This is a genomic window from Selenomonas oralis (genome assembly GCF_051603425.1).
Classification (GTDB): domain Bacteria; phylum Bacillota; class Negativicutes; order Selenomonadales; family Selenomonadaceae; genus Selenomonas; species Selenomonas sputigena_A.
This window is the reverse complement of record NZ_CP194411.1, coordinates 767,363-786,040: the sequence shown is the minus strand read 5'-3', so window position 1 is coordinate 786,040 and position 18,678 is coordinate 767,363. Positions and strand designations below refer to the sequence as shown.

At 54.8% G+C, this 18,678-nt stretch carries 19 protein-coding genes, 1 tRNA gene and 2 pseudogenes; 20 read left to right on the top strand and 2 right to left on the bottom strand.

Annotation, left to right across the window (positions count from 1 at the left end):
• The first annotated feature begins 188 nt into the window (after positions 1–188).
• Positions 189–509 (top strand): helix-turn-helix domain-containing protein, encoded by a 321-nt coding sequence (locus ACRTGH_RS03680; protein ID WP_368846816.1) that lies wholly within the window; start codon positions 189–191, stop codon positions 507–509.
• Positions 510–778: 269 nt separating this feature from the next.
• Here the strand turns inward: ACRTGH_RS03680 and ACRTGH_RS03675 are convergent.
• A tRNA-Gln gene (locus tag ACRTGH_RS03675) sits at positions 779–854 on the bottom strand.
• 183 nt (positions 855–1,037) lie between these two features.
• On the opposite strand from ACRTGH_RS03675, the gene ACRTGH_RS03670 reads away from it, so the two are divergent.
• From ACRTGH_RS03670 to ACRTGH_RS03650, 5 genes are all read left to right on the top strand, one after another.
• A complete protein-coding gene (locus ACRTGH_RS03670) occupies positions 1,038–1,667 on the top strand; it encodes a hypothetical protein (protein WP_368846817.1) in 630 nt (209 codons plus the stop codon).
• 222 nt (positions 1,668–1,889) lie between these two features.
• Positions 1,890–2,561 (top strand): vWA domain-containing protein, encoded by a 672-nt coding sequence (locus tag ACRTGH_RS03665; protein WP_368846818.1) that lies wholly within the window; start codon positions 1,890–1,892, stop codon positions 2,559–2,561.
• A gap of 459 nt (positions 2,562–3,020) precedes the next feature.
• Positions 3,021–4,058 (top strand): ParA family protein, encoded by a 1,038-nt coding sequence (locus tag ACRTGH_RS03660; protein WP_368846819.1) that lies wholly within the window; start codon positions 3,021–3,023, stop codon positions 4,056–4,058.
• A gap of 206 nt (positions 4,059–4,264) precedes the next feature.
• On the top strand, positions 4,265–4,483 hold the full coding sequence (locus tag ACRTGH_RS03655) for a hypothetical protein (protein ID WP_368846820.1): 219 nt from the start codon (positions 4,265–4,267) through the stop codon (positions 4,481–4,483).
• A gap of 24 nt (positions 4,484–4,507) precedes the next feature.
• On the top strand, positions 4,508–5,794 hold the full coding sequence (locus tag ACRTGH_RS03650; protein WP_368846821.1) for an RtcB family protein: 1,287 nt from the start codon (positions 4,508–4,510) through the stop codon (positions 5,792–5,794).
• A gap of 61 nt (positions 5,795–5,855) precedes the next feature.
• Here ACRTGH_RS03650 and ACRTGH_RS03645 read toward each other — a convergent pair whose 3' ends face one another.
• The gene (locus ACRTGH_RS03645; protein WP_438474658.1) at positions 5,856–5,987 is read right to left on the bottom strand and encodes a hypothetical protein; all 132 of its coding nucleotides are present in this window, start codon (positions 5,985–5,987) and stop codon (positions 5,856–5,858) included.
• A gap of 62 nt (positions 5,988–6,049) precedes the next feature.
• On the opposite strand from ACRTGH_RS03645, the gene ACRTGH_RS03640 reads away from it, so the two are divergent.
• The 14 genes and pseudogenes from ACRTGH_RS03640 to ACRTGH_RS03575 all read left to right on the top strand — a co-directional run bounded on the left by ACRTGH_RS03640 (position 6,050) and on the right by ACRTGH_RS03575 (position 18,669).
• Positions 6,050–7,087, top strand: a complete 1,038-nt coding sequence (locus ACRTGH_RS03640; RefSeq protein WP_368846822.1) for a cell division protein FtsZ — start codon at positions 6,050–6,052, stop codon at positions 7,085–7,087.
• A 432-nt stretch (positions 7,088–7,519) separates the two neighbouring features.
• Positions 7,520–7,993 carry a hypothetical protein gene (locus ACRTGH_RS03635; protein ID WP_368846823.1) on the top strand — a complete coding sequence of 158 codons (474 nt, stop codon included), beginning with the start codon at positions 7,520–7,522 and terminating at the stop codon, positions 7,991–7,993.
• Positions 7,994–8,601: 608 nt separating this feature from the next.
• A complete protein-coding gene (locus tag ACRTGH_RS03630; RefSeq protein ID WP_368846824.1) occupies positions 8,602–9,150 on the top strand; it encodes a lecithin retinol acyltransferase family protein in 549 nt (182 codons plus the stop codon).
• Between the two features lie 74 nt (positions 9,151–9,224).
• Entirely contained in the window at positions 9,225–10,148 is a 924-nt protein-coding gene (locus ACRTGH_RS03625; RefSeq protein ID WP_368846825.1) for a helix-turn-helix transcriptional regulator, read from the top strand.
• 106 nt (positions 10,149–10,254) lie between these two features.
• Positions 10,255–10,764: pseudogene (locus ACRTGH_RS03620) on the top strand (nuclease); the annotation flags it as partial.
• 119 nt (positions 10,765–10,883) lie between these two features.
• A pseudogene (locus tag ACRTGH_RS03615) lies at positions 10,884–11,432 on the top strand (nuclease); the annotation flags it as partial.
• A gap of 82 nt (positions 11,433–11,514) precedes the next feature.
• Positions 11,515–11,685 (top strand): hypothetical protein, encoded by a 171-nt coding sequence (locus tag ACRTGH_RS03610; protein ID WP_368846826.1) that lies wholly within the window; start codon positions 11,515–11,517, stop codon positions 11,683–11,685.
• Positions 11,651–13,003 (top strand): phosphohexomutase domain-containing protein, encoded by a 1,353-nt coding sequence (locus ACRTGH_RS03605; RefSeq protein WP_368846827.1) that lies wholly within the window; start codon positions 11,651–11,653, stop codon positions 13,001–13,003. The genes ACRTGH_RS03610 and ACRTGH_RS03605 overlap by 35 nt, the downstream gene beginning before the upstream one ends.
• A gap of 6 nt (positions 13,004–13,009) precedes the next feature.
• Positions 13,010–13,912: a UTP--glucose-1-phosphate uridylyltransferase GalU gene (galU, locus tag ACRTGH_RS03600; protein WP_368846828.1), complete on the top strand. Its 903-nt coding sequence runs from the start codon at positions 13,010–13,012 to the stop codon at positions 13,910–13,912.
• 151 nt (positions 13,913–14,063) lie between these two features.
• Positions 14,064–15,518: a glucose-6-phosphate isomerase gene (locus tag ACRTGH_RS03595; protein WP_368846829.1), complete on the top strand. Its 1,455-nt coding sequence runs from the start codon at positions 14,064–14,066 to the stop codon at positions 15,516–15,518.
• A 59-nt stretch (positions 15,519–15,577) separates the two neighbouring features.
• Positions 15,578–15,703, top strand: coding sequence for a hypothetical protein (locus ACRTGH_RS03590; protein ID WP_368846830.1), 126 nt, complete (start codon positions 15,578–15,580; stop codon positions 15,701–15,703).
• Positions 15,704–15,805: 102 nt separating this feature from the next.
• Complete coding sequence (locus ACRTGH_RS03585) at positions 15,806–16,570, top strand: hypothetical protein (RefSeq protein ID WP_368846831.1); 765 nt, start codon at positions 15,806–15,808, stop codon at positions 16,568–16,570.
• A gap of 99 nt (positions 16,571–16,669) precedes the next feature.
• A complete protein-coding gene (locus ACRTGH_RS03580; RefSeq protein ID WP_368846832.1) occupies positions 16,670–18,001 on the top strand; it encodes a type II secretion system protein GspD in 1,332 nt (443 codons plus the stop codon).
• Positions 17,998–18,669, top strand: a complete 672-nt coding sequence (locus tag ACRTGH_RS03575; protein ID WP_368846833.1) for a response regulator — start codon at positions 17,998–18,000, stop codon at positions 18,667–18,669. The genes ACRTGH_RS03580 and ACRTGH_RS03575 overlap by 4 nt, the downstream gene beginning before the upstream one ends.
• Positions 18,670–18,678 lie beyond the last annotated feature (9 nt).

Below are 18,678 nucleotides of genomic sequence, written 5' to 3'. Positions count from 1 at the left end.
ATTTTTCGTTTCCTGAAAAGGGAAAGCATTTCCATTCTTCTACCTGCGCTTATCGTACCATAAATTTTCAGATTTATCAATACAAGATGAGGGGATTTTGTATCGACCGTTTTCTTTTTTGCTGTTTGCCTGTATAATACCTAGATATATGGCATCTATTTCGAACAGGAGGAAAGGGGGGGAGAGGCGTGACGCGTGAGGATTATGTGAAATCCCTGATCAAATCGAACGGCTACAATCTGAAGGAGTTCGCGGCGAAGATCCGGATGCCTTACACGACGCTGCTCTCCATCCTCAACGGCTCAATCGGCGGCGCGGCGATGGACAATGTGCTGAAAATCTGCCGCGCCCTCGATCTGACCGTCGAGGAGCTCAACAGCGTTGTCGGGAAGGCCGCCTCGAAGCAGACGAAGCCGGAGGCCGGCATTGATCCGCATCTTCTGACGCTGATCTGCGAACTGTCGAATGAAAAGCAGCTCGCGTTGAAACTCTTGCTGTCGCAGCACTGAATTCACGTGCGGTGCTTAGGGGAAGCTGCACGCATAAACATCCACTTCGTGGACATTGTGCGCCGCCCTTACCTGAAACCGACCAATCGGCCTGCGCCTTCGGCTTGCCCTCTTGGGGTTTCACGTAAACTACACGCACAAACATCCACTTCGTGGACATTGTGCGCCGCCCTTACCTGAAACCGACCAATCACTCTGCGCCCTTCGGGCTTGAGTTCTTGGGGTTTCAGTGTAAAAAAAAGACGCCGCTTCCGCGGCGTTCGATTGCGTGGCTGGGGTAGCTGGACTCGAACCAACGCATGCGGGATTCAGAATCCCGTGCCTTACCAACTTGGCTATACCCCATTGAGATATTGTGTTGTCAACAAAAGCTATTATAGGCCAAGTGCTGCTGTATGTCAATCCTTTTTTGCAAAAAAATTCGGGCTGGTAAGGATTGTGAAATGTTTTGGCAAGGGAAGTGTGGGCCGGGATGCAGCCGGGGATATGCGTGTGTGATTGGGCAAGGGATAGGGGAGGAATTTTCTGATGGATCGAAAGAATCGTGTTCGGACGAAGCCTGTGGATCGCGGGATGCTCAAGGCGTTGTGCCGCTATATCGATAAATTTTGGCGGCCGGAAAGTGAGCCTCTGGAAGAGGCGCCGCGTGCGGAAGCTGCGCTGACGTTGGAACTGCCGCAGATTCAGGAGAGCCTGCAGGAGTCGGAGAAAGCGCGTGCAAAGAGCCGCGCGGATTCTGAGCCGCAGGGAAAAGAAAAGCCGATCGTTTTTGGCCTTGTGGGAGCGGGGCTTTTTTCAAGCATGGCAGAACGGCTGCTAAAACCGGAGGAAACATGCTCGCAAAGGCTTCTGCGCATGATTCGTGAACGCGGGCTGGAGGAGGTCGCGGTGTATACGAAGGCGGGCGTTGACCGCAAGCTTTTTTCCAAGATGCGCCGCAAGGATTACCGCCCGAAGGCCAAGACGCTCTACGCCTTCATCATCGTACTGCAGCTCAATCTCGATGATGCGGCGGATCTGCTGGCAAGCGCGGGATATGCGTTCTCGCCGGCGAATAAGTTCGATCTCGCTGTGCGCTACTTTGTCGAGCATGGCGCCAGCGATCTCGACGAAGTCAACGATGCACTGTACGAATTAGGAATGGAAACGCTGCCGTAAGGTTGCGGCAAGCTTGTCGGACAATGTCCCCTGCAAAAGGGGTTGGCCGTACCTCTCTTGCATGAAAGCGGACAACCATTCCGCGCCTTCGGCTTGGCTTCTTGCACGTTTATGATAAATGTCGCTTTTCGTGCGACCAAGGCTCGCCTTTTTCTTGCTACAATATCCCTGCAGAAGAAAATTGCAGAGAAAAGCAGTACAAGAAAAAAGGAGATGCTTATCATGACAGAAGAAAAGAAAGCAAAGCAGGGCAAGACGGAGCTGGTATTCATCCTCGACCGCAGCGGTTCGATGTCGGGTTTGGAATCGGACACCATCGGCGGCTTCAATGGGATGCTGCGCCGCCAGCAGGAGGAAAGCGCGGATGTTCTCGTTTCTACCGTGCTCTTCGACGACGGGGTGGAAATCGTCCACGACCGCGTTCCCATTGGAAAAGTGCCGCAGCTGACGGAGAAGGAATACTTCACGCGCGGCTGCACGGCGCTCCTCGATGCTGTCGGCGGCTCAATCCACCACATCCGCAACATCCACAAGTATGCGCGCGAAGAGGACCGTCCCGTGCGCACGATGTTCGTCATCACGACCGACGGCCTTGAAAATTCGAGCGTGCGCTACACGGCGAAGAAGGTCAAGAAGCTCATCGAGCATCAGGAGAAAAAGCATGGTTGGGAATTCATATTCCTCGGCGCCAACATGGACGCTGTCGCTGTCGCCGGCGATCTCGGCATCCGCAGGGAAAATTCCGTGGAGTTCGCCTGTGACCGCGGCGGTGTGCGGACGAATTTCGTCGCCCTCGGTGCGCTGGCGGACAACTTCGTCAAAACCGGAGCGGTGACGCCGGGATGGAATCTTGAGATCGCCGAGTATTGTGCAAAAGCGCAGGAGAAGAAGTAAGGTATTCGCTGCAAATTAAGGAAGCCTGGATAAATTCAGTACCCATCTTCGCACATCTGCACTGTTCTCTCGTCATCGACAAATCCTCGACGTAGCGCTGTTACGCCTGCGGTTTACCTTGAACCCCCAAGAGGTCAAGCCGAAGTCGCAGACCGATTGGTTGGTTTCATGTAAGGGCAGCGCACAATGTCCACAAAGTGGACGTTTGTACGTTCAGCTTGTCTCCTCGATAGATACAGCGCATCTGTGCAAATCCGGGCGACTTCATTTTATCCGCGCTTCCTTAAGAAAAATGCTTTTGGGAAACCGCCTAACCCTGTTGGGAAGGCGGTTTTCTCATACGATTAAGGATATGATGAGACTTCGTAGCAAGAATTTTTATTGACTAGTTCCGCAGATTTTTCTATAATATGAGAAAGAAGATTGACATAGGGAGTGTTTGGAAGGTGGTATGCTTTTATGTGTTTTACAGAGGCGCTATTGATGCGGCAAAATGCTATTGCAGAAAATAAGGCGGAGCCATTATCGTTGCCGAAATTTCCTACATATTGTATCTGCAATCTTCGCGGTGGAATAGGAAAGACCTCGTTGGCATTCAATCTGTCTTATTTGGTAGAAAATCTGCTCGCCGTCGATACATGTCCTCAGGGAAATCTTTCTTATTTTTATAATGATACATACTATCAATCCGTGCAAGTGTCGGCATATGATATGCTGCTGCCATATTTCATGCCCGGCTTGGGGAACGCCAGTCGTGTTGCGCAATATGTGGGTGCTACGAATCTTTATTTTCGAGAGCGAAGTGTGTACTTCATTCCATCGGCGGATGCGCTGTATAATTTTCCTTCACAAATGGCTGTTGCTATGGGGCAGGCGATGAGTGTAGCCGGACAGCAGCAACAGGATCTGCTCGATCGTATGCTGTTTTCTCTGCGGGCAGAGATTCGGCGTGAAATGGAAGAAACCGAAACGGATAAATGCCTCATTGATACATCACCGTTTTTCGCGGGGGCGACGCATTTGGCATGGCATGCTACAGATGCTTTGATCGTGCCGGTCAGAACAGATCAGCAGTCCATCAACTCGTTCAAACTTCTGTTGCAGACATTATCTGATCCGTCGAGTCCTTTTCGCAGGATTATGCCGCATGATTCGCATTCTCCGAAAATTCAATTGGTCGTTTTGACACACTGTGGCTGGTCCACGCGTGCCGGAGCGCGCAATGAGCCGAATCGTCAAACACGGCTGTATCTTGAGCAGATCAGAGATCTTGTAGCTAGAAATATTCTCCATTTCACTACAAGGAATCCGGAAAATCATATCGTTCTGCTTGATGATTTCCTTGGCAGCGGACGAATATCAAGTGCGCAGTCCAAGCCGATCGAGTTGTTGAATCCGGGAGAAAGCGTGACCATCCAACGAGTCAGAGTCGAGGTCAATGAGTCAGTGAATAAGATCAAGAATCAGCTGCACTTTATCAGCAACAGTATTTGGTGATACGAAGTACGATTTCTGCAGCAAGAGGCTTGAAAAATATTTTGAGGCATGGACAAAAGCTGTCCATGCCTTTTGCTATGCTGGAAGAAAGAACAGGAAATGTCGCGCGGCGAGCGACCCGAATAGGAGGTCGGGTTGCTATACTGTGAACAGAAAAGGAAAATGCCGCAGAGGACGGTGAAGCGTTTTTATGGGAGGTATTTTTGATGGGTGTTTTGCAGAGGCTGCGTCATCGCGTGTTCCCGCCGTGCGCGGACTGTTTGTATCACCTGGGCGTCGTGCGCTGTGTGGTGAGCCCGTGCCCGGACTGCCGCAGGACAGGCCGCCGCCCGCCCTTCTGCGAGCCGCATTTCGGGGGCGTCCGTCCGCAGAGGGAAGAGCCTGAAGGCAAGGGATTGAAGATTATGAAGGAGACGAAGGAGTAACCAAAGGATGTAGGGGGAGATCGAATGGAACGGTTGGAAATCAAGGGCAGGGCTGCGACGGCAATCGCCTATGCGAAGGTCATTGAGGATGAAGCCGTCGAACAGATTCGGCGCATGTGCGACTATGCGTTCGCCGAAGGCGCGCGGATTCGCATCATGCCTGACGTCCATTGGGGCAAAGGCTGCACGATCGGCACGACGATGACGGTGACGGACAAGGTTGTGCCGAACCTTGTCGGCGTGGATATCGGCTGCGGCATGTATACGGTCAACCTTGGCAAGGCGGAACTCGACTTCGTCGAAGTGGATGAGGCGGCCCGCCGCATTCCTTCCGGCAGGATGCTCTGGGACGGCAGGCAGGCGAAGTTCGACTTCACAGCGCTTCGCTGCTACCGTGATCTCAAGAATGTAAAGCGCATTGCGAAAAGTCTCGGTACGCTCGGCGGCGGCAATCACTTCATTGAGATCGACCGTGCGGCGGACGGTACGAATTATCTCGTCATCCATACGGGCAGCCGCAGCCTTGGTACGCAGGTCGCCGGGATCTACCAGTCGCTTGCCGTTGATTTGTCGCATGGCAAGGCGGCGCTCTTTGAAATGCGTGATGAAATGATCCGCCGCTACAAAGCGGAGGGACGGCGTGCCGAGCTGCAGGCGGCGATCAAGGAGCTGCACCGGAACTTTCGTCCGACGAAGCCGGAAGTCCCTGCCGATCTCGCGTTCCTTTTCGGCAAGTACCTTGACGACTACCTGCACGACATTGCAATCTGCCAGCATTTTGCCGAGCTGAACCGCGAGAAGATCGCAGAAATCATGCTCGCGCATCTCGGCATCACGCCCGGGGCGGCGTTTCATACGGTGCATAATTACATCGATACGGAAGAGGGGATTTTGCGGAAGGGCGCGATCGCCGCGCACAAGGGCGAGCTCGTCCTCATCCCCATCAACATGCGCGATGGCAGCATACTCGCCGTAGGCAGGGGCGAGCCTGAATGGAATTACTCCGGCCCGCACGGCGCAGGCCGCCTGATGTCAAGGGCGACGGCGCGCGAGAGATTCACGATCGAAGAGTTCCAAAAAGAAATGGAAGGAGTCTATTCGACGAGCATAGGAGAAGGCACTTTGGATGAGGCCCCGATGGCATACAAATCGCTCGCCGACATCATCGATGTCATCCGTGATTCCGTCGATGTCATTGAGGTGCTGAAGCCGGGTTACAACTTCAAAGCAAGCGGCCCCAGGGGCGCAGTGGAGGAAAATGAAGACGGGAAAGTGCAGGGAGAAATGACGGAAGACACCGCCACGGATTGAGGGGAATGGACTTTGGCGTGCGGTGCGGCTCGTCGTTTCAGGGGCTGTTATCGCTGTTTGCTTACAGCAGGGAATGTTCCTTTGCCAAAGCCCGGATATCGTCCGCCGACAGATTTGTGATGCGTGCGATCATTTCGATGGGGAGCTTTTCCTTGAGCATGGAAAGAGCAGTTTCTTTGCGTGTGTTCTCCATGCGGCAGGCGACCGTGGAAAGAAAGAGATTTGGCACAATGAAAATACAAGAAAGCAAAGGAGATGAGAGAAGTGTCTTTTATAACGGGATTTGAGATGATTGAGATGTTTAAGACGATGCAGCGTTTGGGGATGCCGCCGGTGCGATCTTTTCATATTCGCAGCAGGATGGATGCTGCGGATATTGTCGGCATTGGTGATAACGGAGTGGAGGCTGTTCGTCGATTGATGGAGTCAGGCTGCGAGAATGCGACATATCTCGTGCTGCATCGCGATGAGAAAAAGCTCCGGCAGACGAAGGCGGATACGATCGCGATGAAAGATGATTTGTGGAAAGTCGTGGAGAATGTGATGACGGCGCCGTTCGAGAGTTTGCCGATCAGTTATCAGAAATTCTGCTTCTATTACCACACGATATGGCGGTTTTGCTATCCGTCCCTTGTGTTGGCGGACTTTTCGGAGGAGATTGGAAGGGATGCCGCGCCTGCTGCAGCGAAGAACTCGACATATGGTTCTACGCAGAAAATCGCTGTGGTGCATGTACCGCAGCTAGAAAAACTCATGGACAAGAATGAGGCGGAGACGCGAGGGACGGAAATGTATCAGCGATTTCAAAGTCTTTGCGAACATGCGGAAGCTGTTATCGCGATGGGCGATGATTCTTCTGCATCGTCGGGAGCTGTAGCGGCAAGGGCAATAGCGAAGCGGCAGAGCGATTTCGTCGGCGATTTGCTGTGCGCTTTGCAAGGCGGAGAAGAGGCCGCGATCTCATGGCAGGAAGTCAGTAAGTTCCTGTCTGCTGAGTGGCGGGGAAACATCTGGCAGGCATGGAGCAGCGAAGGCGCGGATGTACGCACAGCGATGGCGGACGTACGGCGCGTGCTCTCGCGAGGCGGCGCATTGCAGGCGGCGAAACGGGTGTTCGTGATGGTCGCGGGGAAGGATGAAGATCTTGCCTTACCGGATGCGCAGGCCGCGCTGGGCGAGCTGAAAACATCGCTTGGGGAAAAGGCAGACGTGATGCTCCACGTCAACAGAGAGAAAAAGTTTGATGACGGCGTGCGCGTCAATATGGCGGTGCGGGTGGCGATGGAGTATTGAGACTGCTGTTAAGAAAGATCAATGTTTGTAATGTCGCATGTTGGGCGACCTGAATGGCAATCGGCGTTGCTATAATGGTGATAGTAAACTACACGCATAAACGTCTACTTCGTGGACATTGTGCGCCGCCATTAATGAAAGTTTGCCAATCAGTCTGCACCCTTTGGGCTTGACTTCTTGGACTTTCAAGTAGGGAATGATTTGAGGGAAGCATGCCGGAAAGAGCTGTTGCAGCAGAGGTGAAAGGAGAGATAGTATCCAAACGATAATAAGTAAGAGAAGTTCGTGGCAAATGAGAAAGAAGTTGGGAGAAGGTTGGGACACAAGTGTATTGCGAGGACGGGACACCCATGATAAAGTTTTGATTAAGAGAAGAAAATTGGAGCGAGAATATTGAATCCGAACGATTATATGAAAAGGAGTGGATTGATTATGAAACGCGTACTTACGAAAGATGAGGTACTCTCATCTCTAGGGATATGGAGTTTTGAAAATGTGACGCAAGATAAGATCATGGATTTTATAAAGCAGGCAAGAAGGATGGCTCCTGCAGATCAGGATGATGCATTGCGGCAGATTCATGGTTTTGTGAAATCGGTGCGTAGGGCTTTAAAAAATTATATGAAGATGGGAAAAGAAGCTATTAAAGGCAATGACGAAAACATGAAGCGTCTCAATGATCAATATGAGGCAATGCAGAGATTCTTGGAGGGATGGGAGAAAGATGAACTGAATTTTGAGGAAAAGAAATGTATTTATGAAGAAATGAAGAAGCTGGTAGAGAGAGCAGAACGCAAAGATAACGAAAATAAAAACTTTTATCTTAAGGTGCTTGGAGGAATGGGAGCACTTGCTGTTGCGATCGGAGGAATTGTTCTCTGGAAGTCTGGAGAAAATAGATCGTGAGACGGATTTTTCAACAAAGAATCTCAGTTTGATTTTGTCGTTCAGTAGGATGAGCGGGGAGCGTGAAGCGCATAGAGAATTGTGCGGCTATCGTTTGCTTGCTTTTTAAGCACGAGACTTAAGAAAATATTTTGAGGCATGGACAAAAACTGTCCATGCCTTGTTTTATACTGTGAAGAGAACAGGGAGATCTTATGGGGAGGGGATGTATTTATGGAGATCAGGATGGAGAAGCGCTGTGCATGATTAGGCGAGGCTCATAAATATCTTGCGGGGAGGGAGCTGCAGTGTTAAAATTTTATTAAGGTTAAAAGAGTCGATAAGGATGTTGTTTCTCATCCATATTGAAGAAGTGCGGCTGTAGAGGCGGGGGAATTTTCATGACGCTGGTCAACATCAAGGATCATCGCATCAATAAGTGTGCATTTTGCAGGCATTGGTACGATCCCAGGAACGAGGCGCTTATTCCGAAAAGTCCGGCGGCTGGTTTTTGGGAGTTCGATCCCCAACGGCGCGCACCGTGTACGTTGAAGAATATGACGACTGCGGGTTGCCAGTCGTGCAGCAGGTTTGAGGAAAAGATGCTTTAAGGAAGGGGCAGAGATTTTATGGATAAGGCAAATTATGGTGACGTGATTTATGTCGACCGCGGCGTGTACAAGCATTTTGGGATATATTCCGGAGAGGGGCGGAAGAGGAGCGTCATCCATTATGTCAAGCAGGAGGGCGGCGATGTGTTTGACTGCTGCAGCGGCAGGGTGGCGGAAACGTCGCTGAAGGAGTTCCTTGACGGGGATTCGGAGTACTGCGTTTTTGCGTTTGAGGATCCTGATGTGCTGGATAAGCTCAGGGATCTTTTCTGCGCGTCGTTTAATCCGTTTTCCAGGCGCAGTCCTGCCGACATTGGTGCGGAAATCATCAGCGATGCGGTGTCTTTTCTCTTTGATATCGAGCCGGAAGAAGAGGAACGGGATTTTTATTCGCCGCAGGAGACGGTCGAACGCGCGCGCAGCTGCATCGGGCAGGGAGAATACGATTTACTGACGCAGAACTGCGAGCATTTTGCCATGTGGTGCAAGACGGGGGCGAAGGAATCGGCTCAGGTTGAGCGCCTGGAGGAAATCCTGCAGGGGAATGTGGTGCGTCTCCTCGGGTGAGGCGGATTGGCGGATCGCTGCGCTTCCCTAGGGAAATGAACGTTGCTTTGAGGATTATAGAAGGAGGCAGGATGATGCAGGAAGGGCGCGCGGACAATCGCAGTTATCGCTTGCTCGATCTTTACAAGCGTCTGCAGCAGGGGGAGGCGCTGTCGAAGCGGGAGCTTGCCGATCAGTATCGCGTGAGCGAGAAGACGGTGCAGCGTGATATCGAGGGGCTGCGCGAGTATCTTGCGGGGGAGCAGTCGTATCTTGAAATCGTCTACGACAAGGCGTCGGGCGGATATCGCATTTCCCGCGAGAGCGCCGAGGGGCTGCAGCCGGAGGAAGTGTTTGCTGTCTGCAAGATTCTTTTGGAGAGCCGTCCTTTTCCCAAGGCGATGATGCAGCGGCTCTTGGGGAAGCTTTTGTCGCAGGTGTCGAGGGAGAAGCGCGAGGTCGTGGAAAAGCTGATTTCGCAGGAGGCGCATTACTATACGGAGCTGCAGCATGGGAAGAACGTGGTGCCGACGCTCTGGAAGCTTGCCGCCGCCATACGTGAGCAGCGCATTACGGAGTTTTGCTATACGCGGCTCGACGGCATGTGCCATGAACGCGTGGTAAAACCTGCGGCGATTCTTTTTTCGGAGTTTTACTTTTACCTGATCGCTTACTATGCGGATGATTCGGCGGATTATCCAATCGTTTTCCGTGTCGACCGCATGGAGAAGATCAGCGTGAAGAAGGAGCGCTTTTCGGTGCCGTATCGCGAGCGGTTCCAGGAAGGCGAGTTCCGCAAGCGCATCCAGTTCATGTACGCGGGCGAGCTGCGGCGCATCACGTTCACTTACAGCGGCTGCTCATTGGAGGCAATCCGCGACCGCCTGCCGACTTTGCGCGTCATAAAGGAAGAAGCGGGCGTCTATACGCTGTCGGCGGAGAGTTACGGCAAGGGCATCGAGATGTGGCTCCGGACGCAGGGCGAGGAAGTGCAGGTGCTTGATGTGAGGAAGGGATAGAGCGGAACCGCCTGTGCGCGGAATTGCAAGAGTTCGCGAAAACCCATCATCTTTTCTTGGCTGGAGAGCAACTGCCATGTTAAATAAAGGCAAAGAAGGTGACCCCATGCAGCCAATAGAGACCCGCTTGCCGGAAGGCTCTGCGCCGCTTTATCAAAACCCAGTCTACGACCAGCATGCGAAGTGGCTGCTTTCCCAAAGAGCCATCATGGCGCGCCTCCTCAAGAGAACCGTGCCGGAATTTGCAGAAGCCTCTGTCGCCGATATTGCCGAAAAATATATCGAGGGCACGCCGCAGATCAGCGAAATTCCTGTTGACAGGGATAAGACGAATGCCGCAAGAAATGCCGCGCGTTCCCCGAAGGAAATCTTCGGCGATGCCACCGAAAATGTCGGTATCACAGAAGGATGGATACGTTTCGACATCCTGTTTCACGCGCGAGCTCCCCAATCGGGCGAGCGCCTCACTTTGATCATCAATGTCGAAGCGCAGCGGACGCAGCGCCGCTCGAAGCTGGGCTACGCGCTTCTGCGGCGGGCGGTCTACTACGCGAGCCGCTTGCTTTCCTCGCAGAAGGAGACCGAATTCACCGGCTCGTCCTACGATGAGATCAAGGCGGTCAATGTCAGCCAATCATGCTACGCCTTCGGCTTGCATTCTTGGGACATTTTCACATACGAGCCGTTACCCGCTTAACTGCGCCCTTAGGGCTTGTTTCACGGACGGCTCAGTAAAAGGTCTATACCATTTGGCTCTGCATGGACTCTCCCGATGGCAGAAGCGCCATCAATCGCTACGACCTCAAGGAGCACCATATCCTGCATTGCCATGAGGAAAATCGTGCCGACTACGATTTGCTGAGCATCGTCACAATCTATCTTGGAGAGGAACCGCAGGCGGAAGATTGGCTCATTCGTTTCCTGCGGCTCTTATTCAAGGACACAGCAACACCGCCGGCAGAGAAAAAGAAGGTTTTAGAAGACGAATTCGGCATGAGCACAACCGCCGACATGGAGGAGGAGCTGAGAACCATGTGTAATTTGAGCACAGGCATCTATGAACAGGGCATGGAGCGCGGCATCGCCCAGGGCATGGAGCGCGGAATCGCCCAGGGCATGGAGCGCGGTATCGCTCAGGGCATGGAGCGCGGCATGGAAAATACGCGCAAAGAGACGGCTCTTTCCATGCTGAAAGAAAAACTCCCCATCGAGATGATCGCGCGTATCACGAGTTTGTCTGCGGATAAGATCCGCGCTTTGGCAAAAGAGCAACCGTTGCCTTGATGCCATATTGCCGCCGGCCGTTTCCCTATGCAGATCATGCTGCGTAGGGGAATTCTTTTTTGCATGGGGCGGATGGTATGGTATGGAGCCGGCGATGGTCGGCTTGAAATTTCTTAAAATTTTTTCTCGGCACGAAGCAGGGAAATCGCCTGCTTTTCCCGAAAGAATAAAACAATTCAGTGAAAACGGAAAATTTGATTTAAGAAGAGGTGGCAATTATGAAAATCAGCAACAAGGGTTTCGGGGCATATGATATTCGCGGCATTTATCCGGAGGAGGTAAATGAGGAGCTGGCCTACCGCATTGGACGCGTTTTCGTCGATCTCTTCCAGGCGAAGAAGGTGGCCGTCGGCCATGATATCCGTCTTTCGGGTCCGTCGATTCGCGACGCCCTGGCCAAGGGGCTGACGGAGGCCGGAGCCGATGTCATGGATATCGGGCAGTGCGGCACGGAGATGATTTATTTCACGACGGCGCACTATGGGCTGGACGGCGGCATTATGATCACGGCGAGCCATAACCCGAAGGAGTACAACGGCATGAAGTTCGTGCGCAAGGAATCGCGCCCGATTTCGAGCGATACGGGGCTCAAGGATATCGAGAAGGCCGTGATGGAGGGGGATTTCAAGCCGCTTGACCGCCCAAAGGGGAAGGTCGAGCAGGTCGATGTACTCGACGAGTACATCAAGCACATCCTGACGTATGTCGATCTCAAGGCTTTGAAGCCGTGCAAGATCGTGGTCAATACGGGCAACGGCGCGGCCGGTCCGATCATCAATGCGTTGGAGAAGCACCTGCCGTTTGAGATGGTCAAGGTGTTCAATGAGCCGGACGGCAATTTCCCGAACGGCGTGCCGAACCCGATCCTGCAGGAGAACCGCGAGGCTACGGCAAAGGTCGTCCGGGAGTCCGGCGCTGCCATCGGCATTGCCTGGGACGGCGATTTCGACCGCTGCTTCCTCTTCGATGAGAAGGGCGGCTTCATCGAGGGCTACTACATGGTCGGCTTCCTCGCGCAGGCGTTCCTCAAGAAGAACAAGGGCGCGAAGATCATTTACGACCCGCGCCTGATCTGGAATACGATTGAGATTTGCCAGGAGCTCGGCGGCGAGGCTGTGATGTGCAAGAGCGGCCATGCGTTCATCAAGGACAAGATGCGTCAGGTCAACGCGGTCTATGGCGGTGAGATGAGCGCACATCACTATTTCCGTGATTTTTCTTACTGCGACAGTGGCATGATTCCGTGGCTCCTTGTGCTCGAGCTGATGAGTGCGGCGGGCAAGCCGCTTTCGGAGCTGATGGCTGAGCGCATGGCGCGCTATCCGATCTCGGGCGAGATCAACAGCAAGGTGTCGGACGCCCATGCTGTGATGCAGAAGGTCGAGGAGATTTACGGCCCGAAGGGCAAGGTGGAGAAGGTGGACGGGCTTTCGGTCGAGTTCGATAACTGGCGCTTCAATCTCAGGATGTCGAATACGGAGCCTGTGATTCGCCTGAATGTCGAGTCGCGTCAGGACGAGGCTTTGATGAAGGAAAAGACGGATGAGCTTTTGGCCGTCATTCGGGGCTGAGCTGTGATGCGGCAGAAGATCCGCAAGGCGATCATTCCGGCAGCCGGTCTCGGCACGCGTTTTTTGCCCGCGACGAAGGCGCAGCCGAAGGAAATGCTGCCGATCGTCGACAAGCCCGCGATTCAGTTTATCGTGGAGGAGGCAATGGCTTCGGGCATTGAGGAGATCCTGATCATCACGGGGCGCAGCAAGCGCTCGATCGAGGATCACTTCGACCGCTCCCTGGAGCTCGAGATGCAGCTCAAAGAGCAGGGCAAGTACGATATGCTGAAGATGATTGAAGAGATCTCGGATATCCAGATCCACTTCATCCGCCAAAAGGAGGCGCGCGGGCTTGGCCATGCCGTGCTCTGCGCGCGTCAGTTCGTCGGGGAGGAGCCTTTTGCGGTGCTTTTGGGCGACGACCTCGTCGACGCCAAGGTGCCGTGCCTCGCGCAGCTCATCGATGTTTACGACGACTACGGCGGCAGTGTGCTCGGCGTGCAGCCGGTACCACGGAGCCAGGTTTCGCGCTATGGCATTGTCGAGCCGCGCGAGATCAAGCCCAATGTCTGGCAGGCCGTCGGCCTTGTCGAGAAGCCGTCGGTGGAGTGTGCGCCTTCGCGGCTCGCGGTTCTCGGCCGCTATGTGCTGACGCCGGTGGTCTTCGAGATCTTGGCGCATACAGCGCCGGGCGCGGGGCAGGAGATCCAGCTGACGGACGCCATCGGAGAATTGGCGCGGCGGGAAAAAGTCTATGCCTACCTGTTTGAGGGCCGCCGCTACGACATCGGCGACAAGGAGGGCTTTTTGGAGGCCACGGTGGAGCAGGCGCTGAAGCGACCCGAGATCCGGGAGGAGTTTATGACGTACCTCGTTCATACGATCGGTCCCTTGCTGCGCCCGAAGATGGATGGGGATGAGGGCTGAACGCACGCTTTGCTGCGCGGCTCGAGGCATTTCGTTTTGAAGGCGCAGGCAGCCCGGCGAAAGACGCCGGCTGCCTGCTGCTTTCCCATAAAGCGGCCGGGACAGATTGTCCGGCCTGTTTCCAAGGGTTTTTCGTTAGGAAGGTGTTGTTATGAGTTTGAAATTGAAGTCCGGCTTTGCCTTTGACTATGACAATCTTTATGGTGAGGGAAAGGTGACGGAGGCCGATATCAAGACGCTGGCGGACGATCTCAAGAAGGCGCATGAGGCGATGAAGGTCATGCGTGAGACGGGCGTTATTCGGGAACATCTTTCCAAGGACGGCACGCCGGAGAAGGTGCTCTTTTCCCAGCTTCCGTATGTGGAGGAGGGGCATCTCAATTCCCCGGCCTCGCTCGCGCGTCTGAAGGAGCTTACGGAGCATGTCAAGGGGCATACGGATGCCGTCGTTTCGCTCGGCATCGGCGGTTCCTTCCTCGGCAACAAAGTGCTTTTCGATGTCGAGTGCGGCGCGTATTGGAATGAGAAGACCGAGGAGGAGCGTCAGGGCTTCCCGAAGGTCTATTTCAGCGGCAACAATATCGATCCGCGTGCGACGAGCGATCTCATCCGCACGCTGGGAAACCAGGCGAAGACTGCGCAGAGCCATAAGAAGCGCAAGCTGCGCGTCCTGCTCCTCGTGATTTCGAAGTCGGGCGGCACGCTTGATACGATGTCCAATTTTATGGTAGTCTACAAGGCGCTGCGGGAGGATGCGAATATCGAGGTCGAGGTCGTCGCCGTGACGGATCCGAACGAGGCCCAGCCGACGCTTCTCAAGAAGCTCGCGCAGGAGAAGGGCTGGAAGACGTTTGCCGTGCCGGACGGCGTGGGCGGACGCTTCTCGATTTTCTCCGAGGTCGGGCTTTCGCTTGCAGCCTGCATCGGCTTTGACATCCAGGCGTTCCTCGACGGCGCGAAGGCGATGGACGAGGCCTGCCAAACGGACGATGTCCGGCAGAACCCGGCGATGCTCAATGCGGCTCTGAAGTTTATCGCTGCGGAGAAGTACGGACGCGATATCGAGGTTATGATGCCTTACGGCGATTACCTGAAGTCGGTTTCCGAGTGGTACATCCAGCTCCTTGCGGAATCGCTGGGCAAGCAGTTCAACAAGGAGGGCGCCGAGGTCTGCTACGGGCGCACGCCTGTGGTCGCCGTCGGTACGACGGACATGCATGCGCAGACGCAGCAGCACCAGGAAGGAAAGCTCAACAAGATCGTGCAGTTCATCCGCATCGAGAAGTGGGCGGACGACTGCGTGATTCCGAACGAATTCCCCGAGGTGAAGAAGCTCGCCGATATTTCGGGACTGACGATGGGCGAAGCACTTGAGGTCGCGCGCCGCTCGAACGCCGATGCGCTCGCATCGAACCAGCGCTTCAACGCGCTGTTCTCGCTGCCGGAGCTCAACGCTTACCATCTGGGAGAACTCCTCTATCTTCTGGCGCTGAGCGTCGCCTACGAGGGCGAGCTTGCCGATGTCGATGCGTTCAACCAGCCGGGCGTCGAATCGTACAAGCGCATCATGGGGCCGATGCTCCAGGAGCTCAAGGCGAAGAAGTGAGGGAGAAAATCCCTTGACAAGAACTCGACAATCCCTATAATAGAAGGAAGAACTGATAAATGAAGGTCGACAGGTCGATGCTGAATTTATCCGTGCTGCTAGAATTTGCCGGACGCGGCGGCAGCCGGCCGCTTGAAAGGAACAGCTGCGCTTTCGGTTTGATCCGCAGGGCGTCCTCGAAATGAATATAGCTCGCAAGAGGCGAGAACAACAGCTCTGCGGATTCCAGGAAGAAGCAGGGCTGTTTTATTTATTCTTATGTTTGTGCTGAAAGGGGGGGATCTGGATTGATTCATAGAGAATGGGAAGGAAAATTTCTGTCGGCAGAGCTTCCGGCAGCGGGAGAAGCCGCCGGCATGGCGTCGATGCCGGAAGCCGGTGAAACGGCGCACGGAGGGAAGCGGAGCGGCCTTGCGGCTCTTCGCGAAGGCGTGTGTCGTGCCGGAAACTTTCTCTTTTCCGGCGGGAGCCGCAGAGCGGTTCTGCTGCTGACGCTTTTGCTCGGTCTGCTCGTTTGGCTTTTTGCGGATCTTTCGGAAAGGGAGGCGACGGAACGGGCGGCCGTGACAAGCGCGGAGAGCGTCCCGTCGTCCGGGGCGGCACAGGGGCCGGAGGAAACGCACCGGGTTTCGGCGCTGGGCGATCCGTTTTGCCTGCTGCATACGAGAGATGCTGACGATCTGGCGGCTCTTGCGGCGCTGGGCGGCGTAAGGGAGCAGCAGGGAAATACGCCGGCGGCGGGCGATTCGGCCCGCCGGGGTATAGGGCAGACCGGAAAGGTGGATATTTCCCAGGCACAGGGCGGGACAGGCGGAGCCGGCAATGGCGTGGAGGCCAAGCCGGGCAGCGTTGTTGACCCGTCGAATGCCATGGTGGCGCGGGGCGTCATTACGAGCAATGCAGGACGTGTGCTGCTCATGAGCTTCGAAGGCCAGGATTTTTTCCTGGCCGAGGGCGAGGAGAAGCACGGCGTGCTGCTCCATTCACTGGACGAGGGAACGGCCGTCGTCCTTGTCAACGGCAGACTGTATACGCTGCCGCTGCCGCGGTGAGCGGCGCTCTGCCTGCCGGGGCTTGAACGGACCCAAAACGGCGGCAGAAGTGGGCGCAGGGATATGCCTGAAAAGCGATTTCAAGGAGGATTCTTTCGGATGAAAAAATGGCTGATGCTCTTGCTGCTTTTTGTCTTTATGCCTCTGCGTGCAGGAGCCGAGCCGATGACGCTCGAGATCGTCGACGGCGATGTGCGCAGCGTGCTTGCCTCGATCGCCCGGCTTTCGGGACTGGGGCTTGTGCTCGACGATTCTGTAGGGGGACGCATCAGCTTGAGCCTCAAGGACATTGAGCCGGAGGAGGCGCTTCTTCTCGTCGCTCGGACAAAGGGCCTGCTCGTGGAGCACGATGGCTCCGTTTTGCTCGTCGGGGCGCCGAAGGATGCAAGCGCCTTCTATCGTATGCATCGATTGCCCATCCTCTATGCCGATCTCGATACGGCGCTTGCTGCTGTAAAATTATCTTTAGGAGAAGCAGGAATTTTCGAGATAGAAGAGAATAAGAAAAATGGGAAGGAAGATACAAGCGAAGGGGGACTATATAGGACCGGCCAGAGACTTATGGTCGATAGTGCCACAAATTCCCTGCTTTTGTACGGTACGGAGCAGGAAGCGGAGCAGGCAAGGAAGACGCTTGCCGCGCTCGATGTGCCTACGGAACAGGTTTCGCTGGAGGCTCATGTCGTCGCTGTAGAGAAGAATGCGGCGAAGGAGCTTGGTGTGGATTGGAGCTGGTCACAGCTGCCTGTCTACCCGTATGCCGCCAAAGCCGATGGAAAGACGGAGGCGGCGCGGCGGGGGATCAACGGGGAAACGCCCGGCATCATCCGCTTTGGCCGCGGCCCGGCAGGGCTCCCTTTTGAATTTTATTACAGTGCGAAGATTTCGGCGCTTGTCAGCGAGGGCAAGGCGACGGTTCTTGCCCGCCCCAATATCGCAACGCTTCAGGGGCGCGAGGCCGTGATCAATATCGGCGGCTCTGTGCCGGTGCCCGAGACGCAGACGACGAATTCGACGATTACGACCTCGATCGTCTATAAGCCCACGGGCATTATTTTGCGCTGTACGCCGCGCATCCATGCGGATGGGCAGATCACGGCCGCCGTGCATACAGAGGTCAGTTCGCCCGTCTATGTGGACGAGCTCAAGGCATACAAGTTCCAGGAACGTTCGGCTGATACGACGGTGCGCCTCCGGGACGGCGAAACCATGGTGATCGGGGGACTGATTGGCAGCGAGGAGACGCGGAATCTCGCCAAGGTGCCGCTCCTCGGCGATTTGCCGATTCTTGGCTCTTTTTTTCGCAGTGTGCGGCGAGGCAAGACGGATTCGGAAATCATGATATTTTTAACAGCGCATATTCTGCGCGCCTTGCCATCCCCGGCAGAAGGAACCGTGGGGCAAGAGTACGGAAAGGATGTTGGGCAATGACGATAAAGATCTTGATCGCGGACGATCATGCGCTGCTTCGCCAGGGGGTGAAACGCGTACTGAATTTCGAGGACGATCTGGAGGTTGTCGGCGAGGCGGAAGATGGACAGGAGACCCTCGCCCGCACGCTTGTGCTGCAGCCTGACGTTCTGCTGCTCGATCTCAATATGCCGGGCCTTTCCGGGCTCGAGGTCGCATGTCAGCTCCAAGCCGCGAAATCAAAGACGAAGATTGTTGTGCTGACCATCCATGACAGCGACAATTATGTGCTGGAGCTGCTGAAAAATGGCGTTCTCGGCTATCTCCTGAAGGATGTCGAGCCGTCGATGCTCATCAAGGCAATCCACGTCGTGAACGAGGGCAATGCTTTTGTCTATCCGTCGCTGGCCGAGCGTCTTTTCGGCGGCGTCGCCGAGGACGAGAACATCAACGAGAAGGCGCGCACGATGTGGCGTGAAAGCCGCTCGGAGCGATTGACCTCGCGTGAGATGGACGTGCTTTCGTGTATCGCCAAGGGCTTCAGCAACCAGGATATTGCGCAGGCGCTCTTCGTCAGCGAGAAGACGGTCAAGAATCACTTGACGAATATTTTCCGCAAGCTCAATGTCAACGACCGTACGCAGGCTCTGATCTATGTCCTGAAGCATAAGATCATGACGCTTGACTGAGAGGGCTGC

Bases quoted from the DNA above. Each gene is read 5' to 3' on its own strand.
- ACRTGH_RS03605 (WP_368846827.1), top strand. From the start codon at position 11,651: ATGAAAATCAGCAACAAGGGTTTCGGGGCATATGATATTCGCGGCATT.
- ACRTGH_RS03635 (WP_368846823.1), top strand. From the start codon at position 7,520: ATGAAACGCGTACTTACGAAAGATGAGGTACTCTCATCTCTAGGGATA.
- ACRTGH_RS03575 (WP_368846833.1), top strand. From the start codon at position 17,998: ATGACGATAAAGATCTTGATCGCGGACGATCATGCGCTGCTTCGCCAG.
- ACRTGH_RS03650 (WP_368846821.1), top strand. From the start codon at position 4,508: ATGGAACGGTTGGAAATCAAGGGCAGGGCTGCGACGGCAATCGCCTAT.
- ACRTGH_RS03590 (WP_368846830.1), top strand. From the start codon at position 15,578: ATGAAGGTCGACAGGTCGATGCTGAATTTATCCGTGCTGCTAGAATTT.
- ACRTGH_RS03660 (WP_368846819.1), top strand. From the start codon at position 3,021: ATGTGTTTTACAGAGGCGCTATTGATGCGGCAAAATGCTATTGCAGAA.
- ACRTGH_RS03645 (WP_438474658.1), bottom strand. From the start codon at position 5,987: ATGGAGAACACACGCAAAGAAACTGCTCTTTCCATGCTCAAGGAAAAG.
- ACRTGH_RS03630 (WP_368846824.1), top strand. From the start codon at position 8,602: ATGGATAAGGCAAATTATGGTGACGTGATTTATGTCGACCGCGGCGTG.
- ACRTGH_RS03670 (WP_368846817.1), top strand. From the start codon at position 1,038: ATGGATCGAAAGAATCGTGTTCGGACGAAGCCTGTGGATCGCGGGATG.
- galU (WP_368846828.1), top strand. From the start codon at position 13,010: ATGCGGCAGAAGATCCGCAAGGCGATCATTCCGGCAGCCGGTCTCGGC.
- ACRTGH_RS03625 (WP_368846825.1), top strand. From the start codon at position 9,225: ATGCAGGAAGGGCGCGCGGACAATCGCAGTTATCGCTTGCTCGATCTT.
- ACRTGH_RS03665 (WP_368846818.1), top strand. From the start codon at position 1,890: ATGACAGAAGAAAAGAAAGCAAAGCAGGGCAAGACGGAGCTGGTATTC.
- ACRTGH_RS03595 (WP_368846829.1), top strand. From the start codon at position 14,064: ATGAGTTTGAAATTGAAGTCCGGCTTTGCCTTTGACTATGACAATCTT.
- ACRTGH_RS03580 (WP_368846832.1), top strand. From the start codon at position 16,670: ATGAAAAAATGGCTGATGCTCTTGCTGCTTTTTGTCTTTATGCCTCTG.
- ACRTGH_RS03640 (WP_368846822.1), top strand. From the start codon at position 6,050: ATGAGAGAAGTGTCTTTTATAACGGGATTTGAGATGATTGAGATGTTT.
- ACRTGH_RS03610 (WP_368846826.1), top strand. From the start codon at position 11,515: ATGGAGCCGGCGATGGTCGGCTTGAAATTTCTTAAAATTTTTTCTCGG.
- ACRTGH_RS03655 (WP_368846820.1), top strand. From the start codon at position 4,265: ATGGGTGTTTTGCAGAGGCTGCGTCATCGCGTGTTCCCGCCGTGCGCG.